This window comes from Kitasatospora sp. NPDC032150, from assembly GCF_055579945.1.
In genome coordinates, this window is the sequence record NZ_JBVIMH010000034.1 from 1 (window position 1) to 17006 (window position 17006).

Here is a 17006-nt window from a genome sequence, read left to right on the forward strand (position 1 = left end):
CTGGCGTTGACTTTTGGCACGCTGTTGAGTTCTCAAGGAACGGACGCTTCCTTCAGGCCGCCTTCCAGCGGACCCTCCGGGCGCTTCGTTCTTTCATGCTTCCAGCTTAGCAGATCTGTTTTCCCGGCGTTGACCAGGTGTTTACCGATCCGACTTGCTCCGTTCACCACTGAAGCGCGGCGACCTGAGCAACGATAGCCCCTTCTGGCGCCAGCGCCTAATCGGGACGCGGGCACTGTCACTCGGTCGGACGCGGGGCGCCCGCCCGAGGCGCCGGTCGCCTCGATCGTCGGGGGCTGCCCGCATGCCGTAGAGTGCGGCGCATCGAGCAAGAGGACTAGACCACTTGAGCTCGCGGGGATCATCGCCGTCTGGGCTGCGGGCCGGTCTCATCGGTGTGGGTGCCCTGCCGGCGGCCGGGCGGGACGCTGATGTTTCCACCCGCGGGACTCTTGCGATATGTCCCAACTTCGCATGATTTACGCTTCAATCGATGTCTCCGTCGCTGCCCGCGGCGGCACGATGTGCTCCGTACTTGGGAGGCTCCACCATGACCACTGTGACCTCGCCGCTGGCCGGTCGCGCTGTCGGGCTGGCCAATGTGCCCGACCCCGTTTTCGCCGGCGCCATGGTGGGTCCCGGCACCGCCGTCGACCCGGTCCGGGAGCCCACTGCGGCGGTGGCGCCGGTGGACGGTCTGGTGGTGTCGATGCACCCGCACGCGTTCGTGGTGATGGATGCGGACGGCCACGGTGTGCTGGTCCATCTCGGGATCGACACCGTGCAGTTGAACGGCGAGGGCTTCGAGCTGCTGGTCAGCAAGGGCGACCAGGTGAAGCGTGGTCAGCCGGTCATCAAGTGGGACCCGGCGGCCGTCGAGGCGGCTGGCAAGTCCCCGATCTCGCCGATCGTCGCGCTGGAGGCGTCCGCCGAGCAGCTCGGTGAGGTTGTCGAGGGCGGTGAGGTCGCCATCGGCGGCGAGCTGTTCACCTGGAACTGATTCCGGGTACACGCGCACCGTGCGCCGTCCCTCCAACTCGTGTGGGACGGCGCACCGCACTATCGGGCCGCGGAGCGGCCACCACCCGTAGTGACCCCAGAGACGGACGAGCCCGGTCCGGTCCCGACGAGTGCCAACAGGAGCGGCGCGTGGCCGGATTGCGGGTGAAAGGAACTCAAGAAGATGGAACAGGCACTGCGCGGCGTAGGTGTCAGCCATGGTGTCGCGATCGGCCAGATCCGGCACATGGGTACTGCGGCTCTCGAACCGCCCACCACTCAGATTCCGACCGAGGACGCGCCGCGTGAGCAGGCTCGTGCGCAGGCGGCCGTTGACGCGGTGGCGGCGGATCTGATCGCTCGTGGCAACCTGGCCGGCGGCGAGGCCCAGGCCGTGCTGGAAGCGCAGGCGCTGATGGCGCAGGACCCCGAGCTGATGGCCGACGTCAGCCGGCGGATCACGGTCGGCAGCAGTGCGGAGCGCGCGGTGTACGACGCCTTCGCCGCGTACCGGGCGCTGTTGTCGGCGGCGGGTGACTACCTGGCCGGGCGGGTCGCCGACCTGGACGACGTCCGCAACCGGATCGTCGCCCGGCTGATGGGTGTGCCGATGCCGGGCGTGCCGGACAGCGACGAGCCGTACGTGTTGTTCGCCCGGGACCTCGCGCCGGCCGACACCGCCTTGATGGACCCGACGCTGGTGCTCGGTTTCGTGACCGAGGAGGGTGGGCCGACCAGCCACAGTGCAATTCTGGCGCGGGCCATGGGAGTTCCGGCCGTCGTCGCGCTGCCGGGTGCGACCGGTCTGGCCGAGGGACGGCTGGTGGCGGTGGACGGCAGCACCGGCGAGGTGCTGGTCGACCCGTCCGAGGAGAAGAAGGCTGAGCTGCGGAAGACCGCGTCCGAGCGGAAGGCCGCCCTGGCGGCCTCGTCCGGTCCGGGGCAGACCTCCGACGGGCACAAGGTGCCGCTGCTCGCCAATGTCGGTGGGCCGGCCGACCTGCCGGCCGCGCTGGAAGCGGGCGCGGAGGGTGTCGGACTGTTCCGCACCGAGTTCCTGTTCCTCGACGACTCGGCGAAGGCGCCGAGCGAGGAGGACCAGGTCGAGGCCTACCGCAAGGTGCTGGAGGCCTTCCCGGAGAGCCGGGTCGTGGTGCGGGTGCTGGATGCCGGCGCGGACAAGCCACTGGACTTCCTGACCCCGGCGGACGAGCCGAACCCGGCGCTGGGTGTGCGCGGCCTGCGTACGTTGCTGGACCACCCCGAGGTGCTGCGAGGCCAACTCCGGGCGCTGGCCAAGGCTGCCGAGGGGCTGCCGGTGCACCTTGAGGTGATGGCGCCGATGGTGGCCGACCGGCTGGACGCCAAGGCGTTCGCCGAGGCCTGCCGGGAGGCCGGGCTGGGGGCCAAGTTCGGTGCGATGGTGGAGATTCCGTCGGCTGCGCTGCGGGCCCGCTCGATCCTGCAGGAGGTCGAGTTCCTGTCGCTTGGGACCAACGACCTTTCGCAGTACACCTTCGCGGCCGACCGTCAGGTGGGTGCGTTGGCGCGGCTGCAGGACCCGTGGCAGCCGGCGCTGCTCGACTTGATCGCCGCCGCCGCGGACGCGGGCCGGGCCACCGGCAAGAGCTGCGGTGTCTGCGGTGAGGCCGCGTCCGACCCGCTGCTGGCCTGTGTGCTGACCGGTCTCGGAGTGACCAGCCTGTCGATGGGTGCGGCGTCGATTCCGTATGTGCGCACCGCACTGGCCAAGTACACGCTGGCACAGTGCCGGCGGGCGGCCGAGGCGGCGCGGGCCGCCGACACCGCCGAGGAGGCGCGGGCCGCGGCGCAGCAGGTGTTGTCCGGCGAATGAGGTGAGCGGTGAGAGGGGCGCCCCTGGTGAGGGACGCCCCTCTCGCGTCGCAAGGTGCGGTCAGGCGCGGCGTTCGCGGCCGAGGGTCTCGAAGAAGCGCAGGTGGTCGAGGTTGTCGACGGAGCCGGGGTTGACCGCCTGGTCGAGGGGGGTGCCGGAGAGCAGCCGCTTGACCGGGACCTCGATCCGCTTGCCGGTGAGGGTGTGCGGGAGGCCCTTGACCGCGATGACCTCGTCGGGGACGTGGCGCGGGGAGAGTTGTTCACGCAGGGAGGTGCGGATGCGGGCGCGGAGGGCGTCGTCGAGTTCGGCGCCGGGGGCGAGGACGACGAAGAGCGGCATCCAGTAGCCGCCGCCGGCTTCCTCCAGGCCGATGACCAGGGATTCGGCGATCTCGGGCAGCCGCTCGACGACCTCGTAGATGTCCGAGGAGCCCATCCGGACTCCCTGGCGGTTGAGGGTGGAGTCGGAGCGGCCGTGGATGACGACGGTGCCCCGGGAGGTGGTGGTGATCCAGTCGCCGTGGCGCCAGACGCCCGGGTACATGTCGAAGTAACTGTCTTGGTAGCGGCGGCCGTCGAGGTCGTTCCAGAAGCCGGTGGGCATGGACGGGAGCGGCTTGGTGACGACCAGTTCGCCGACCTGGTCGGTGTGGGGGTGTCCCTGGACGTCCCAGGACGCGACGGCGGCGCCCAGGCAGGGGGCCTGGATCTCGCCGAGGTACACCGGGAGGGTGGGGACGCCGCCGACGAAGCAACTGCAGACATCGGTGCCACCGCTGACGGAAGCGAGCCAGACGTCCTGCTTGACCTCGTCGTAGATCCACTGGAAGCCGTCGGGCGGAAGCGGGGAGCCGGTGGTGCCGATGCAGCGTACCGCGCCGAGGTCAAGGTCGCGGCCGGGGTGAAGTCCCGCCTTGCGGCTGGCGATCACGTAGGCGGCGGAGGTGCCGAGGACGGTGGCGCGGGTGCGGGCGGCGACGGACCAGAGGGCTTCGGTGTCGGGGTGGCCGGGGCTGCCGTCGTAGGTGACGATCGTGGATCCGACCAGGAGACCGGCGACGAGGAAGTTCCACATCATCCAGCCGGTGGAGGTGTACCAGAGGAAGCGGTCCTCGGGGGTGAGGTCGAGGTGCAGGGCGGCCTGCTTGAGGTGTTCGACGAGGATGCCGCCCTGGCTCTGGACGATGGCCTTGGGGAGGCCGGTGGTGCCGGACGAGTAGAGCACCCAGAGCGGGTGGTCGAAGGGGACCTGTTCGAAGACGGGCGCGGTGTCGGCGCCGACCAGGCCGTCCCAGTGGAGGGCGCCTTCGGGGGCCGGGGCGCCGAGCAGCGGGACGTGTACGACGGCTCGCAGGGTGGGGAGTTCACGGCGGAGTTCAGCGACGACCTCCGTGCGGTCGTGGTCCTTGCCGCCGTAGTGGTAGCCGTCGACGGTGAACAGGACCACCGGCTCGATCTGCTGGAGGCGGTCGAGGACGCTGCGGGCGCCGAAGTCGGGGGCGCAGGAAGTCCAGACGGCGCCGACGGCGGCGGTGGCCAGCAGGGCGACCACGGCCTGCGGGATATTGGGCAGGTAGGCGCCGACGCGGTCGCCGGGGCGGACGCCCTGGGCACGGAGGGCCTCGGCGAGGGAGGCGACCTGGCGGCGCAGCTCGGCCCAGCTGAGTTCGGTGGGCTGCTCGGTGGTCTCGTCGAGGTGGAGGATCGCCGGGCGGTCGGCGTGGGCCGGGTCGTCCGCGTAACGGAGGGCGTGCTCGGCGTAGTTGAGGCGGGCGCCGGGGAACCAGCGGGCGCCGGGCATGGATCGGCCGGCGAGGACGGTGTCGGGTGCGGTGGAGAAGCGGACGTCGAACCACTGGGTGACGGCCGTCCAGAAGCGTTCCAGGTCTTCGGTGGACCAGGTGTGCAGGGCAGCGTAGCGGGCGGCGGCCTGGGCGTCGTCGGTGGTCGGGGCGAGGGGCTCGGCCGGGGCGCCGTGGTGCTCTGCGGCCCAGGTCTGGAAGGCCACCAGCTGGGTGGCGGCGGCGCGAGCGGGGTCGGGCCGCCAGAGGGGCTGGTCCTGGGTGGGGGTGCTCACGGTGGTCTCCCGGCCGGGGGTGGGGACGGGGGTGCTTGTGGCGGATCCCGTCCGACTGGCACTGACGGTGCCGACCATGCCATGTGATCGTCGGCTGCGCCAGGGTCTCCTGGGGCGTAGTAGCGGTGCGGGGGCCGGGACGGGCCGGGTCAGAGGTGGGCGTAAGCGCCCTGGAACCAGGCCGTGGAGACTCGGGTGTGGAAGGGGAAGGCGAGTTGGACGGGGGCGGGTATCAGCTGCCAGCCGTCCGTCTCGTCGGTGGGTTCGGAGGGCGGCAGGCCGGCGAGGTCGCGTGCGGGCAGCAGGCCGAAGAGGCAGAGGAAGCCGCCGGCGCGATCGGAGTCGGTGGCGACCAGGGTGATCTGCTCGGCGTCGGCCACGATGCCGGTCTCCTCTCGGAGTTCGCGTACGCAGGCCTGCTGCCAGCTCTCGCCGTAGTCCACGTAGCCGCCGGGGAGGGCGAGTTTGCCGTAGCCGGGCTCGATGGTGCGGCGGATGACGGTCAGGGCCTGGCCGTCGGCGGTGCTGACGGGGAGCAGGGTGACCACGACGGGCAGCGGGTTGCGGTAGCTGATCTCACCGCAGCCCGGGCAGGTGCGGGGCCAGGCGACGGTGCCGGCCGGGTAGGCCGTGCCGCACCAGTGGCAGTGCGTGCCCGGACCGAAGGGCCGGCGCTCGGCGGGATGGTCGGCCTGCTGAGTGGTCATGGGGTGGATGGTAGTGGCCCGGGGTGGCCCGCGGACCCTGGTGCGGCCGGTTCGCCCTCGCGGGTGGGGCGGAGCAGCGGTGGGTGGAGGTACTGGGCGTCGCCGGACCGGTAGCAGCGGGCCCGGGGGCCGCCGCGGGCTCCGCCGCGATCGGCGGTGATGCCGGTGCCCTCGACGAAACCGGGGACGGAGAGGACCTTGCGGTGGAAGTTGCCCGGGTGGAGCTTCTCGTCCCATACCGCCTCGTAGACGGCGCGCAGCTCGGGGATGGTGAAGTCGTGGCCGAGGAAGGCGGTCGCCAGGGGGCTGTACTCGAGTTTGGCGCGGGCGCGGTCCAGGGCGTCGGAGAGGATGCGGGCGTGGTCGAAGGCGAGGGTGACGGCGGTGCGCTCGGCCGGGTCGGTGCCCTGAGGTGCGGTGGTGTCCTCGCCGGCGGTGGGGCCCTCGGTCGTAGCGGTGCCGTCCGTGGCGGCCCGGGCGGTCGTCGGGGTGGTGGAGCGGGCCCCGACCCGTCCGCCGACGCCACCCCCGTGGGCCTCGGCGGACGGGCCGGAGGCCCGGGTGGCAGCGAGGTCGACCGAGTCGACCCGGTGCCATGCGGCGGCTGCCGCGTCGGTGCCGGCCTGGGGGGCCGGCGGGTCAGGGGCGAAGGCCAGGTACGCGACCGAGACGACGTGCATCCGTGGGTCGCGGCCCGGGTCTCCGTAGGTACCGAGCTGTTCCAGGTGGATCCGGCCCAGTGCGGTGCCCGGGTCGGTGCCGAGCCGTAGGCCCGTCTCCTCGGCGAGTTCGCGGACCGCGGCCTGCTCCAGGCTCTCCTCGCCGGCGCGGAGGAAGCCGCCGGGTAGTGCCCAGCAGCCCTGGAAGGGCGGCTCACCGCGTCGGACGAGCAGGACGTGCAGCCTGCCCTGGCTCAAGGTCAGCGCGACGACGTCGACGGTGACGGCGATCGGCGGGTAGGCGGACGGTTGGTAGGCCGCCAGCCACTGCTGCTCCGTTGCCACCGGTGGTGTTGACATGCCGCGCCTCCCCCCGGGGAACCGGTCGTTCTCCGACTGAGCAGAACCTAGCGCACGGCTCTGACAACCGGCCAACGGTTTTCGTTCCGGGGGATGCCGGCCGGCGGTCGGCGGCGGTGGGAGCGGCCCGGGCGCGGCAGGAACCGGAGGGGCGGCGGGGTGGGCGGAGACGGGGGCGGGGTCCCGGTGGGTGGGCTGGTGGGTGGGCTGGTGGGTGGGCTAGTGGGTGGGGCTGACCTGGGGCGTCCTAGAGTGCAGACAGTTGGCACTGTCAGGAGGTCGCCGTGTCCGCCACTCCCCCCGCCGCCCCCTCGGGCAGCTTCGCCGCCGCGCTCGCGGCCGGTCCGCTGGTGCTCGACGGCGGGCTGTCCAACCAGTTGTCGGACGCCGGGTACGACCTGTCGGACGAACTCTGGGCGGCGCGGCTGCTCGCGGACGATCCGGCGGCCCTCACCGGTGCCCACCTGGGGTACTACCGGGCGGGCGCGAGCGTGGCGATCACGGCCAGCTATCAGGCGAGCTTCGAGGGGTTCGCCCGGCACGGGGTCGGCCGGGCGGCGGCCGGGCGGCTGCTGGCACGGAGCGTCGAACTGGCCCGGGAGGCGGCGCGGCAGGCCGAGGTGGGGCGGCCGCTGTGGGTGGCGGCGTCGGTGGGTCCGTACGGTGCGGTGCTGGCGGACGGTTCGGAGTACCGGGGCAGGTACGGGCTGAGCGTGGCGGAGCTGGCGGCGTTCCACCGGCCGAGGCTGGAGGCGCTGGCCGCAGCCGGCCCCGACGTGCTGGCGGTGGAGACGATCCCGGACACCGACGAGGCCGAGGCGGTGCTGGGTCTGCTCGGCGGGCTCGGGGTGCCCGCGTGGCTGTCGTTCAGTATTGAGGGGGAGCGGACCAGGGCCGGACAGCCGCTGGCGGAGGCGTTCGCGCTGGCCGCCGGGGTGCCCGAGGTACTGGCGGTTGGCGTGAACTGCTGCACCCCGCAGGACGCGGACCGGGTGGTGCGGCTCGCCGCCGAGGTGAGCGGCAAGCCGGTGGTGGTGTACCCGAACAGCGGGGAGCGCTGGGCCGACGGCGGCTGGCGGGGCGAGCCGACCTTCCGTCCGGACCGCGTGGCGGGCTGGGTGGCCGACGGCGCGCGGCTGGTCGGCGGCTGCTGCCGGGTGGGCGAGGCGCAGATCTCGGGGCTCGCGCACGCCGTACGCGCCCTGCGGAGGTGATTGCACACCCGGTGAAGCCGACCGCAACTCCGGGGAAACGTGCGCGCCAGGCCATCGGCCTGGCAGACTCATGGCGATACCACTCGGTCGACAATGTCGACCGCCAGTCAGCGGAGGTGAACATGCCCGGCCCGATCCAGTCGCTCTCCCGGGCCGCCGCGATCATGCGCCTGCTGGCCGGCGGTGAGCGTCGGCTCGGCCTGTCCGAGGTGGCCACGGCGCTCGATCTGGCCAAGGGGACAGCGCACGGCATCCTGCGCACGCTGCAGCAGGAGGGTTTCGTCGAGCAGGATCCGGAGAGCGGCAAGTACCAGCTGGGCGCGGAACTGCTGCGGCTGGGCCAGAGCTATCTGGACGTGCACGAGCTGCGCGCCCGCGCCCTGGTCTGGGCCGACGACCTGGCCCGGGCGGCCGGCGAGACGGTCTATCTCGGCGTGCTGCACCAGCAGGGCGTGCTGATCGTCCATCACGTCTTCCGACCCGACGACACCCGCCAGGTGCTTGAGGTCGGCTCGATGCAGCCGCTGCACAGCACCGCGCTGGGCAAGGTGCTGATGGCCTACGACCCGGTGGCGCGCGGGGAGTTGGGCGAGGGCCCGCTGGAGTCGTACACCCTGCGCACCCTGACCGACCCGGCCGACGTGGACGCGGAGTGCGCGCTGATCCGCGAGCGCGGCTGGGCGGACTCGATCGAGGAGACCTGGGAGGGCGTGGCCTCGATCGGTGCACTGATCCAGGACCGGCGGCGCAATCCGGTCGGCGCGGTGTGCATCAGCGGCGCGGTGGAGCGGGTCTGCGAGGACGGGTTCGTCCGGCCCTCGCTGGTCGCCTCCGTGCGCAGCGCCGCACGGGCGATCTCCCGGGACCTGGGCGCCGGTCGCTTCTGACCCCGCGTCCCCATCACTGCGTGTCGAAGCGCGGACAGGCTGGAGCCTGTCCGCGCTTCGTCGTTCTGTCGGGTTTCCGCGTCATTTGCAGCCCGATTTCCGGGGGGTCGGTCGATCACTGCAAGTGATGGATCACAGGAGTATCACCCCGTCTTGACGTAGGGGCGATGGGAGGTGGAAGCTCTTCCGCATGACGGTCGACATTGTCGAACGGCGTCCGTGAGGACCGGAACGCCACCGTCGGGGTGCGGCCCAAGGACGGGACGCACCCATCCCGTTGCGGACTCCCCCACCGCGACGCGCCCTCCCCCACCTGCTCCGGGCAACACGGACGCCATACGGACAAAGGAGTCTCAGTGTCCGCCTTCTCCAACGGCGACATCTTCGTCGGCGAAACCCTCGGCACAGCCGCCCTGATACTGCTCGGCGGCGGCGTCTGCGCCGCCGTCACGCTGAAGAAGTCCAAGGCCCTCAACGCCGGCTGGCTCGCCATCACCTTCGGCTGGGGCTTCGCGGTCATGATCGCCGCCTATATGGTCGCCCCCAAGTCCGGCGCCCACCTCAACCCGGCCGTCACCCTGGCCCTCGCCGTCGACAGCGGCGACTGGAGCAAGGTGCCGGTCTACCTCGGCTCCCAGCTGCTCGGCGCGATGATCGGTGCCGTGCTGGTGTGGCTCACCTACTTCGGCCAGTTCCAGGCCAACGAGGAGCCCACGCTCGGCATCTTCTCGACCGGTCCCGAGATCCGGAACCCGGTCCAGAACCTGCTCACCGAGATCATCGGCACCCTGGTGCTCTGCATGGCGATCCTCACCCAGGGCCTCACCAAGGGCATCGGCCTCTCCGGCATGGGCGTGCTGATCACCTCGTTCACCGTGGTCGGCATCGGCCTCTCGCTCGGCGGCCCGACCGGCTACGCCATCAACCCGGTCCGCGACCTCGGCCCGCGCATCGTGCACTCGCTGCTGCCGATCCCGAACAAGGGCGGCTCGGACTGGTCGTACGCCTGGATCCCGGTGGTCGGTCCGGTCATCGGCGGTCTGCTCGCCGGTGCGCTCTACCACGCCGCGTTCTGACCTCGCCCCCGAACCACGCCGGGTTTGCCCCGCATCCCCTGACGGGGACTGAGACTGCGTCACCCGCACCCGCCCGTCACCCTCCACCCTTCCGAGGGCGCGCTCAGCGCGGCACCCCTCGGACCACATACTCAGCCGAGGATCCCAATGACTGCCAACTACATCGCCGCGATCGACCAGGGCACCACGTCCAGCCGCTGCATCATCTTCGGCGCCGACGGCCGGATCGTCGCCGTCGACCAGCAGGAGCACAGCCAGATCTTCCCGCAGCCGGGCTGGGTCGAGCACGACGCCACCGAGATCTGGACCCGGGTGCAGTCCGTGGTCCGCGGCGCACTGGAGAAGGCCGGTCTCACCAAGGACGACATCCGCGCGATCGGCATCACCAACCAGCGCGAGACCACCGTCCTGTGGGACAAGCACACCGGCGAGCCCGTGCACAACGCACTGGTGTGGCAGGACACCCGCACCGAAGCGCTCTGCCGCGAGCTGGGCCGCAACGTGGGCCAGGACCGCTTCCGCCGCGAGACCGGCCTGCCGCTGGCCAGCTACTTCGCCGGCCCGAAGATCCGCTGGCTGCTGGACAACGTCGAAGGCCTGCGCGAGCGCGCCGAGCGCGGCGAGATCCTCTTCGGCACCATGGACACCTGGGTCATCTGGAACCTCACCGGTGGTGTCAACGGCGGCAAGCACGTCACGGACGTCACCAACGCCAGCCGCACGATGCTGATGAACCTGCACAACCTGGAGTGGGACGAGAAGATCGCCCAGTCCATGGAGGTGCCGATGACCGTCCTGCCGGAGATCCGCTCCTCCGCCGAGGTCTACGGCCACGCGGTCGGCGACCTGGAGGGCGTGCCGGTCGCCTCGGCGCTCGGTGACCAGCAGGCCGCGCTGTTCGGCCAGACCTGCTTCGACGAGGGCGAGGCCAAGTCGACCTACGGCACCGGCACCTTCCTGCTGCTGAACACCGGCGAGAAGATCGTCAACTCCTACCACGGCCTGCTGACCACGGTCGGCTACCGGATCGGCGACCAGAAGCCGGTCTACGCCCTGGAGGGCTCGATCGCCGTCACCGGTTCGCTGGTGCAGTGGCTGCGCGACCAGCTCGGCATCATCTCGACCGCCGCCGAGATCGAGACCCTCGCCAACACCGTCGAGGACAACGGCGGCGCCTACTTCGTCCCCGCCTTCTCCGGCTTGTTCGCCCCGTACTGGCGCTCCGACGCCCGCGGTGTGATCGCCGGTCTGACCCGGTACGTCACCAAGGGCCACCTCGCCCGGGCCGTCCTGGAGGCCACCGCCTGGCAGACCCGTGAGGTCGTCGACGCGATGGAGAAGGACTCCGGCGTCGAGCTCACCGCCCTCAAGGTCGACGGCGGCATGACCTCCAACAACCTGCTCATGCAGAACATCGCCGACGTCCTGAACGCCCCGGTCGAGCGCCCGTACGTGGCCGAGACCACCGCGCTCGGCGCCGCGTACGCGGCCGGCCTCGCGGTCGGCTTCTGGCCGGACCTGGACACCCTGCGGGCCAACTGGCACCGCGCAGCCGAGTGGACGCCGCGCATGGACGACGCCACCCGCGAGCGTGAGTACAAGAAGTGGCTCAAGGCCGTGGAGCGCACCATGGGTTGGGTGGAGGAAGACGAGCAGGACTGAACCGAAGCCGGTCGGGGCGCCACGCCCCGGCCGGCCATCGGTGCTTCGTCGGAAGCCTCGCCCGGGGCCGCCGACGGAGCTTCATCGCAAGGGAACCGGCCGTGACCAGGGCCGGTCCCCCCGGCCTCCCAGCAGAGGCCGCACCGCACACCGAGAGGAGACACGGCGCCGCCCGCACCGCGCGCCGTACACACACCATGGCAACCATTCCGACCCTGGGCGCCGAGCGCACCGCCGGACGCACCGCCTCCCGCGCCGAGACCCGTGAGCTGCTGGGCAAGGCGACCTACGACCTGCTGGTGATCGGCGGCGGCATCCTCGGCACGGCCGTGGCCTGGACCGCCTCGCAGGCGGGTCTCAAGGTCGCCATGGTGGACGCGGGCGACTTCGCCGGTGCCACCTCCAGTGCCTCCTCCAAGCTGGTCCACGGCGGTCTGCGCTACCTGCAGACCGGTGCGGTCAAGCTGGTCGCCGAGAACCACAAGGAGCGCCGGGCGCTGGCCACCGACGTGGCGCCGCACCTGGTCAACCCGCTGACCTTCTTCGTCCCCGTCTACAAGGGCGGCCCGCACGGCGCCACCAAGCTCGGCGCGGGCGTCTTCCTGTACTCCGCGCTGTCCGCCTTCCGTGACGGCATGGGCCGGGTCTCCACCGCCGCGCACGCCGCCCAGCAGGTGCCCGCGCTGCGCACCGAGGGCCTGCGCTCGGTCGCGGTCTACGGCGACCACCAGATGAACGACTCGCGGGTCGCCGTGATGACGGTCCGCGCCGCCGTGGACGCGGGCGCCGTGGTGCTCAACCACGCCGAGGTGACCGGTCTGCGCTTCACCGGCGGCCGGGTGACCGGTGCCGAGGTCCGCGACCGCCTGGACGGCAGCGAGTTCGGTGTGAACGCCCGCCTGGTGCTGAACGCGACCGGCCCGTGGGTCGACCACCTGCGCAAGATGGAGGACGCGGGCGCCGCGCCCAGCATCCGCCTGTCCAAGGGTGCGCACGTGGTGGTCAAGCGCCGCAGCCCGTGGCGTGCCGCGCTGACCATCCCGATCGACAAGTACCGCGTCTCCTTCGCCATCCCGTGGGAGGATCACGTCCTGCTGGGCACCACGGACGAGGAGTACACCGGCGACCCGCGCGACGTGCGCGCCACCGACGCGGACATCGACCAGATCATGGGCGAGGCCTCGCACGCGATCCGCGACGAGCACCTCGACCGCGACCTGATCACCTACTCCTTCGCCGGTCTGCGTGTGCTCCCCGGTGGCCCGGGCGACACCGCCGCCGCCAAGCGCGAGACGGTCGTCACCGAGGGACGCGGCGGCATGCTGTCGGTCGCCGGCGGCAAGTGGACCACCTACCGGCACATCGGCCGCACCGTGCTGGAGAAGCTGGCGCACGTCTCCGGCACCGGCCTGGCGGACGACATGTCTCCGATCGCCCGCACCGTTCCGCTGCCGGGTGTCGGCACCCCGAACGCCGTCGCGCACCGCCTGCTGATCGACCGCGAGCCGGGCTCGCGGATGGACCCGCTGGTCGCCAAGCACCTGGCCAGCCACTACGGCACGCTCTCCTTCGAGATCGCGCGCCTGATCGCCGAGAACCCCGAACTGGGCGAGCCGATCCACGAGGACGGCCCGGACGTCTGGGCGCAGGTTGCCTACGCCGCCGACAGCGAGTGGGCGTACACCGCCGACGACGTGCTGCGCCGCCGCACCACCATGACGGTGCGCGGCCTGGACACCCCGGAGATCCGGGACCAGGTCGAGGCCTTCCTGTCGAAGCGCCGACAGGGCTGAACTCGGCAGGGCCGTATGCCCAGGGGCTCGGGCCCGGTGCTCTGAGCCACCGGTCGAAGGGCGGGTACCCGGAGGTGGGTACCCGCCCTTCGGCGCGCCCGGGACGTTGTCGGATCGACACACGGTCACATGTCAGATGAGCTGACTGTGCGACGTCGGATGGGCGGATGCTCCGATGTCGGATGAGTGGACCGTCCGACATCGGATCAACTGACCGTCCGTCTTCAGATGAGTGGACCGTCCGACATCGGATGAACAGCCGCTCGGCCTCGCCGGCCGAGCGGCGCAGGTCACGACGGTCTGCTGCGATTGCCGCGCGGGACGGTCGGTTCGAGCAGCCGGGGCGGCACGGCGCGAAGGTCCACTCCACCGACCCGGCCAGGTGGGCCCACGGCGCGGCGACCTGTATGAGCCCGGGAATGTCGCGGCCTCGGCGTGCTCCTGAGCGAGCACGCCGAGGCGATCGAAGCGGATCTGCTTCGCGAATCCCTGAGTTGGGGCTGCCGGACCACCCAGCGGAGTTCGATGCCGGTCCACTCACCGGGCCGGCCCTGCGGCCCCGTCGGGACGCCTCCGGCAGCGAGGTGCTAGACGACCAGGCCGAGCGGGAGGATCAGGGCGATGGCGACCACCGAGATCACCGTCTCCATGATCGACCAGGACTTCAGCGTCTGGCCGACGCTCATCCCGAAGTACTCCTTCACCAGCCAGAATCCGGCGTCGTTGACGTGCGACAGGAAGAGCGAGCCGGCGCCGATCGCGAGCACCAGCAGGGCCGCGTGGGTGCTCGACATGTCGGCGGCCAGCGGCGCGACGATGCCGGCCGCGGTGATGGTGGCGACGGTGGCCGAGCCGGTGGCGAGGCGGATCAGTACGGCGATCAGCCAGCCGAGCAGCAGCGCCGAGATGTGCCACTTGCCGGACCAGGTGCTGACCGCGTTGCCGACGCCGACGTCGATCAGGGTCTGCTTGAAGCCACCGCCCGCGCCGACGATGAAGACGATGCCGGCGATCGGACCGAGCGACTTCTCGACGGCGCCCGCGATCCGGGCCTTGTCGAAGCCGGCGGCCTTGCCGAGGGTCAGCATGCCCAGCAGTACGGCTGCGAGCAGGGCGATCAGCGGGGAGCCGACGAAGTCGACGAAGCGCTGGATGCCGGCCTTGGGGTCGTCGACCACCACGTCGGCGAGGGCCTTGCCGAGCATCAGCACGACGGGCAGCAGGATGGTGGCGAGCACCGCGCCGAACCGCGGAGTGGGCTCGGGGCGCTCGTTCTCCTGCGGGGTGGTCCCGGCCGGGAGGCTCAGCGGGCCGACCCAGCGCTCGGCGAGGCGGGAGAACAGCGGACCGGCGACGATCAGGGTCGGCACGGCGATCAGCAGGCCGAGGGCGAGGGTCACCCCGAGGTCGGCCTTGAGTGCGTCGACGGCGACCAGCGGGCCCGGGTGCGGCGGCACCAGGCCGTGCAGCACGGAGAGTCCGGCCAGCGCCGGGATGCCGATCCGGATCACCGGGACGCTCGCCCCGTACGTGAGCGGCGCCCGCCGGGCGACCAGCAGCACGATCGGGACCAGCAGCACCACACCGACCTCGAAGAACAGCGGCAGCCCCAGCACGGCCGCGATCAGCGCCATCGCCCAGGGCAGCAGCCGCTTGCCGGAGCGGGCCAACACGGTGTCGGCGATGATGTTCGCCCCGCCGGAGTCCGCGAGCAGCTTGCCCAGCATCGCGCCCAGGCCGATCAGCAGGCCGACGCTGCTCACGGTGGCGCCGAAGCCGGTGACGAAGCTGCTGGTCAGCTTATCGAAGGGTGCTCCGGCGACGGCGGCGAGCAACCCGGAGCCGAGCGTCAGCGCGAGGAAGGGGTGCAGCTTCAGCTTGGTGATCAGCAGCACGATCACACCGATGCTGAGCAGCACGGCTGCCAGGAGTTGGCCATCACTGCCGGTGTGCGGCAGGGCCGGTGGGGCGGCCGCGAGGAGAGTGGGGGTCACGCGAGGTCTCCATTGACGGGCTCCCGCCGCCCGGGCCCGGGGCGTGCCACCGCTCGGAGCGGCGGACGACCGGGAACGAGGGGTGCGGGAGCGGAAGGCGTGCGAAGCGGGTCAAGAACGCCCGGGGGCGGGCGGGCGAGTCACAGCAGTTCCTCGGCCATCTCGACGAGTTGTGCGGGCGTGTGGGTGACGTCCAGTACCGCGCCGCGCTCGTCCGGCTGCAGCGGTTCGAGGGTGGCGTACTGGGAGTCGAGCAGCGAGGACGGCATGAAGTGGCCGGTGCGGTGGGCGAGCCGGTCCTCGATCAGGCCGTGGCCGCCGCTGAGGTGCAGGAAGAAGGCGTCCGGGCAGTCGGTGCGCAGGATGTCGCGGTACTGCCGCTTGAGCGCCGAGCAGGTGACCACACCGCCGGTTCCCGCCTTGGCGCGCTCGCCGAGCCAGTCGGCCAGCGCGTGCAGCCAGGGCCCGCGGTCCTCGTCGTCCAGCGGGATGCCCGCCGTCATCTTGGCGATGTTGGCGGGCGGGTGGAAGTCGTCGGCCTCGGCGTAGGGAAGGCCGAGCCGCTCGGCCAGCAGCCGGGCGACGGTGGTCTTCCCGACGCCGGAGACACCCATGACGACCACGATGGGCCGGGGGGCGGTCCGGTGCTGGTTCTCGACGCTGAGAGCCATGGGGTAGTGCTCCTGTTCTGCCTGCTCGGGTGCAACCATCACGCAAAGATATGACTTATTCAAGAGGTCTAAACGCAATCGTCATACTTTCTATGCCTGACGATCTACCGCCGGGGCTGCGCCCTCTACCCTGGACGGATGGAAATCCAGGGCCTGCCCGGCCGACTCCTCGCAGACCTCGGACCAGCCATCGCCTCCGGTGAGATCCCGGCCGGCACGGTGCTGCGCAGCGAGGAGCTGGAGGCCAGGTACGGCGTCTCCCGCACGGTGGTTCGCGAGGCGGTGCGGATCCTGGAGTCGATGCGGATGGTCGCGCCCAAGCGCCGGGTGGGCATCACCGTCCAGCCGAAGTCGGGCTGGGACGTGTTCGACCCGATGGTGATCCGCTGGCGGCTCGCCGGGGCGGACCGCTCGGCCCAGTTGCGTTCGCTCGGCTCGCTGCGGGTGGCGGTCGAGCCGGCCGCCGCCGGACTGGCGGCCCGTCACGCCACCGACAACCAGCGGCGCGAGCTGAGTGCGCTGGCCGTCGAGCTGACCGTCACCGCCCGCGCAGCCGATCTGAAGACCTTCTTGAAGCACGATATCGCCTTCCACGCGACCATCCTGAAGGCATCCGGGAACGAGATGTTCGCGCATCTCGGCGACACCGTCGGCGCTGTGCTGACCGGCCGGACGGAGCACCAGCTGATGCCGCATCAGCCGAGGCCGTACGCGGTTCGGCTGCATCGGGAGGTGGCGGACGCGATCTGCGCGGGCGACGCGGAGCTGGCCGAGCAGTCGATGCGCACGATCGTGGTGGGGGCGCTCGAAGAGCTGGACGCCACCCTGGGCTGACCGTATCCGCCTGGTCGTCTGCCCGTTCTTGCCATGGTCCGGCGGTTTACGGGCATGATCGGTGCGGAACGGGGCAAGGTGTCGCTCGGGTGGCGCACTGTGCGCCGTCGACAGGACGGCGCGTCATCCGCACCGGCGGCGTGTCCGCCCCCGCCGGGGGTGCGCCATTCTTGCTAGCGGCGCATCGCGTGCACGAGGGGCGCATCGTGGCGAGGA

The 17006-nt window shown here is 71.5% G+C and carries 13 protein-coding genes; 8 read left to right on the forward strand and 5 right to left on the reverse strand.

Features of this window, described 5'->3' with window-relative positions; translation table 11 throughout:
• Nucleotides 1-550: 550 nt before the first annotated feature.
• Nucleotides 551-1000 carry a PTS sugar transporter subunit IIA gene (locus ACZ5ON_RS29245; RefSeq protein ID WP_465598995.1) on the forward strand — a complete coding sequence of 150 codons (450 nt, stop codon included), beginning with the start codon at nucleotides 551-553 and terminating at the stop codon, nucleotides 998-1000.
• A gap of 183 nt (nucleotides 1001-1183) precedes the next feature.
• A complete protein-coding gene (ptsP, locus tag ACZ5ON_RS29250; RefSeq protein WP_465598997.1) occupies nucleotides 1184-2854 on the forward strand; it encodes a phosphoenolpyruvate--protein phosphotransferase in 1671 nt (556 codons plus the stop codon).
• 60 nt (nucleotides 2855-2914) lie between these two features.
• Here ptsP and ACZ5ON_RS29255 read toward each other — a convergent pair whose 3' ends face one another.
• From ACZ5ON_RS29255 to ACZ5ON_RS29265, 3 genes are all read right to left on the reverse strand, one after another.
• Nucleotides 2915-4933: an acetoacetate--CoA ligase gene (locus ACZ5ON_RS29255; RefSeq protein ID WP_465598999.1), complete on the reverse strand. Its 2019-nt coding sequence runs from the start codon at nucleotides 4931-4933 to the stop codon at nucleotides 2915-2917.
• A 149-nt stretch (nucleotides 4934-5082) separates the two neighbouring features.
• A complete protein-coding gene (locus ACZ5ON_RS29260) occupies nucleotides 5083-5640 on the reverse strand; it encodes an NUDIX domain-containing protein (RefSeq protein ID WP_465599001.1) in 558 nt (185 codons plus the stop codon).
• Entirely contained in the window at nucleotides 5637-6659 is a 1023-nt protein-coding gene (locus tag ACZ5ON_RS29265) for an NUDIX hydrolase (protein ID WP_465599003.1), read from the reverse strand. The genes ACZ5ON_RS29260 and ACZ5ON_RS29265 overlap by 4 nt, the downstream gene beginning before the upstream one ends.
• Nucleotides 6660-6943: 284 nt before the next feature.
• Here ACZ5ON_RS29265 and mmuM point away from each other — a divergent pair, with 284 nt between their 5' ends.
• From mmuM to ACZ5ON_RS29290, 5 genes are all read left to right on the forward strand, one after another.
• Nucleotides 6944-7873 carry a homocysteine S-methyltransferase gene (gene mmuM / locus ACZ5ON_RS29270; RefSeq protein ID WP_465599005.1) on the forward strand — a complete coding sequence of 310 codons (930 nt, stop codon included), beginning with the start codon at nucleotides 6944-6946 and terminating at the stop codon, nucleotides 7871-7873.
• A gap of 122 nt (nucleotides 7874-7995) precedes the next feature.
• Complete coding sequence (locus tag ACZ5ON_RS29275; RefSeq protein ID WP_465599007.1) at nucleotides 7996-8760, forward strand: IclR family transcriptional regulator; 765 nt, start codon at nucleotides 7996-7998, stop codon at nucleotides 8758-8760.
• 356 nt (nucleotides 8761-9116) lie between these two features.
• Nucleotides 9117-9836, forward strand: a complete 720-nt coding sequence (locus tag ACZ5ON_RS29280) for an MIP/aquaporin family protein (protein ID WP_465599009.1) — start codon at nucleotides 9117-9119, stop codon at nucleotides 9834-9836.
• A 147-nt stretch (nucleotides 9837-9983) separates the two neighbouring features.
• Nucleotides 9984-11498, forward strand: a complete 1515-nt coding sequence (gene glpK / locus ACZ5ON_RS29285) for a glycerol kinase GlpK (RefSeq protein ID WP_465599011.1) — start codon at nucleotides 9984-9986, stop codon at nucleotides 11496-11498.
• A 197-nt stretch (nucleotides 11499-11695) separates the two neighbouring features.
• On the forward strand, nucleotides 11696-13291 hold the full coding sequence (locus ACZ5ON_RS29290) for a glycerol-3-phosphate dehydrogenase/oxidase (RefSeq protein WP_465599013.1): 1596 nt from the start codon (nucleotides 11696-11698) through the stop codon (nucleotides 13289-13291).
• Nucleotides 13292-13878: 587 nt separating this feature from the next.
• Here the strand turns inward: ACZ5ON_RS29290 and ACZ5ON_RS29295 are convergent.
• Both ACZ5ON_RS29295 and ACZ5ON_RS29300 read right to left on the reverse strand, forming a co-directional pair.
• Nucleotides 13879-15285, reverse strand: a complete 1407-nt coding sequence (locus ACZ5ON_RS29295; RefSeq protein WP_465599015.1) for a GntT/GntP/DsdX family permease — start codon at nucleotides 15283-15285, stop codon at nucleotides 13879-13881.
• 140 nt (nucleotides 15286-15425) lie between these two features.
• A complete protein-coding gene (locus ACZ5ON_RS29300; protein ID WP_465599017.1) occupies nucleotides 15426-15956 on the reverse strand; it encodes a gluconokinase in 531 nt (176 codons plus the stop codon).
• 138 nt (nucleotides 15957-16094) lie between these two features.
• Here ACZ5ON_RS29300 and ACZ5ON_RS29305 point away from each other — a divergent pair, with 138 nt between their 5' ends.
• Entirely contained in the window at nucleotides 16095-16790 is a 696-nt protein-coding gene (locus ACZ5ON_RS29305; RefSeq protein ID WP_465599019.1) for a FadR/GntR family transcriptional regulator, read from the forward strand.
• Nucleotides 16791-17006 lie beyond the last annotated feature (216 nt).

Coding starts and splice junctions, on each gene's coding strand:
- ACZ5ON_RS29245 (WP_465598995.1), top strand. CDS start 551: ATGACCACTGTGACCTCGCCGCTGGCCGGTCGCGCTGTCGGGCTGGCC.
- ptsP (WP_465598997.1), top strand. CDS start 1,184: ATGGAACAGGCACTGCGCGGCGTAGGTGTCAGCCATGGTGTCGCGATC.
- ACZ5ON_RS29260 (WP_465599001.1), bottom strand. CDS start 5,640: ATGACCACTCAGCAGGCCGACCATCCCGCCGAGCGCCGGCCCTTCGGT.
- ACZ5ON_RS29265 (WP_465599003.1), bottom strand. CDS start 6,659: ATGTCAACACCACCGGTGGCAACGGAGCAGCAGTGGCTGGCGGCCTAC.
- ACZ5ON_RS29275 (WP_465599007.1), top strand. CDS start 7,996: ATGCCCGGCCCGATCCAGTCGCTCTCCCGGGCCGCCGCGATCATGCGC.
- glpK (WP_465599011.1), top strand. CDS start 9,984: ATGACTGCCAACTACATCGCCGCGATCGACCAGGGCACCACGTCCAGC.
- ACZ5ON_RS29290 (WP_465599013.1), top strand. CDS start 11,696: ATGGCAACCATTCCGACCCTGGGCGCCGAGCGCACCGCCGGACGCACC.
- ACZ5ON_RS29300 (WP_465599017.1), bottom strand. CDS start 15,956: ATGGCTCTCAGCGTCGAGAACCAGCACCGGACCGCCCCCCGGCCCATC.
- ACZ5ON_RS29305 (WP_465599019.1), top strand. CDS start 16,095: ATGGAAATCCAGGGCCTGCCCGGCCGACTCCTCGCAGACCTCGGACCA.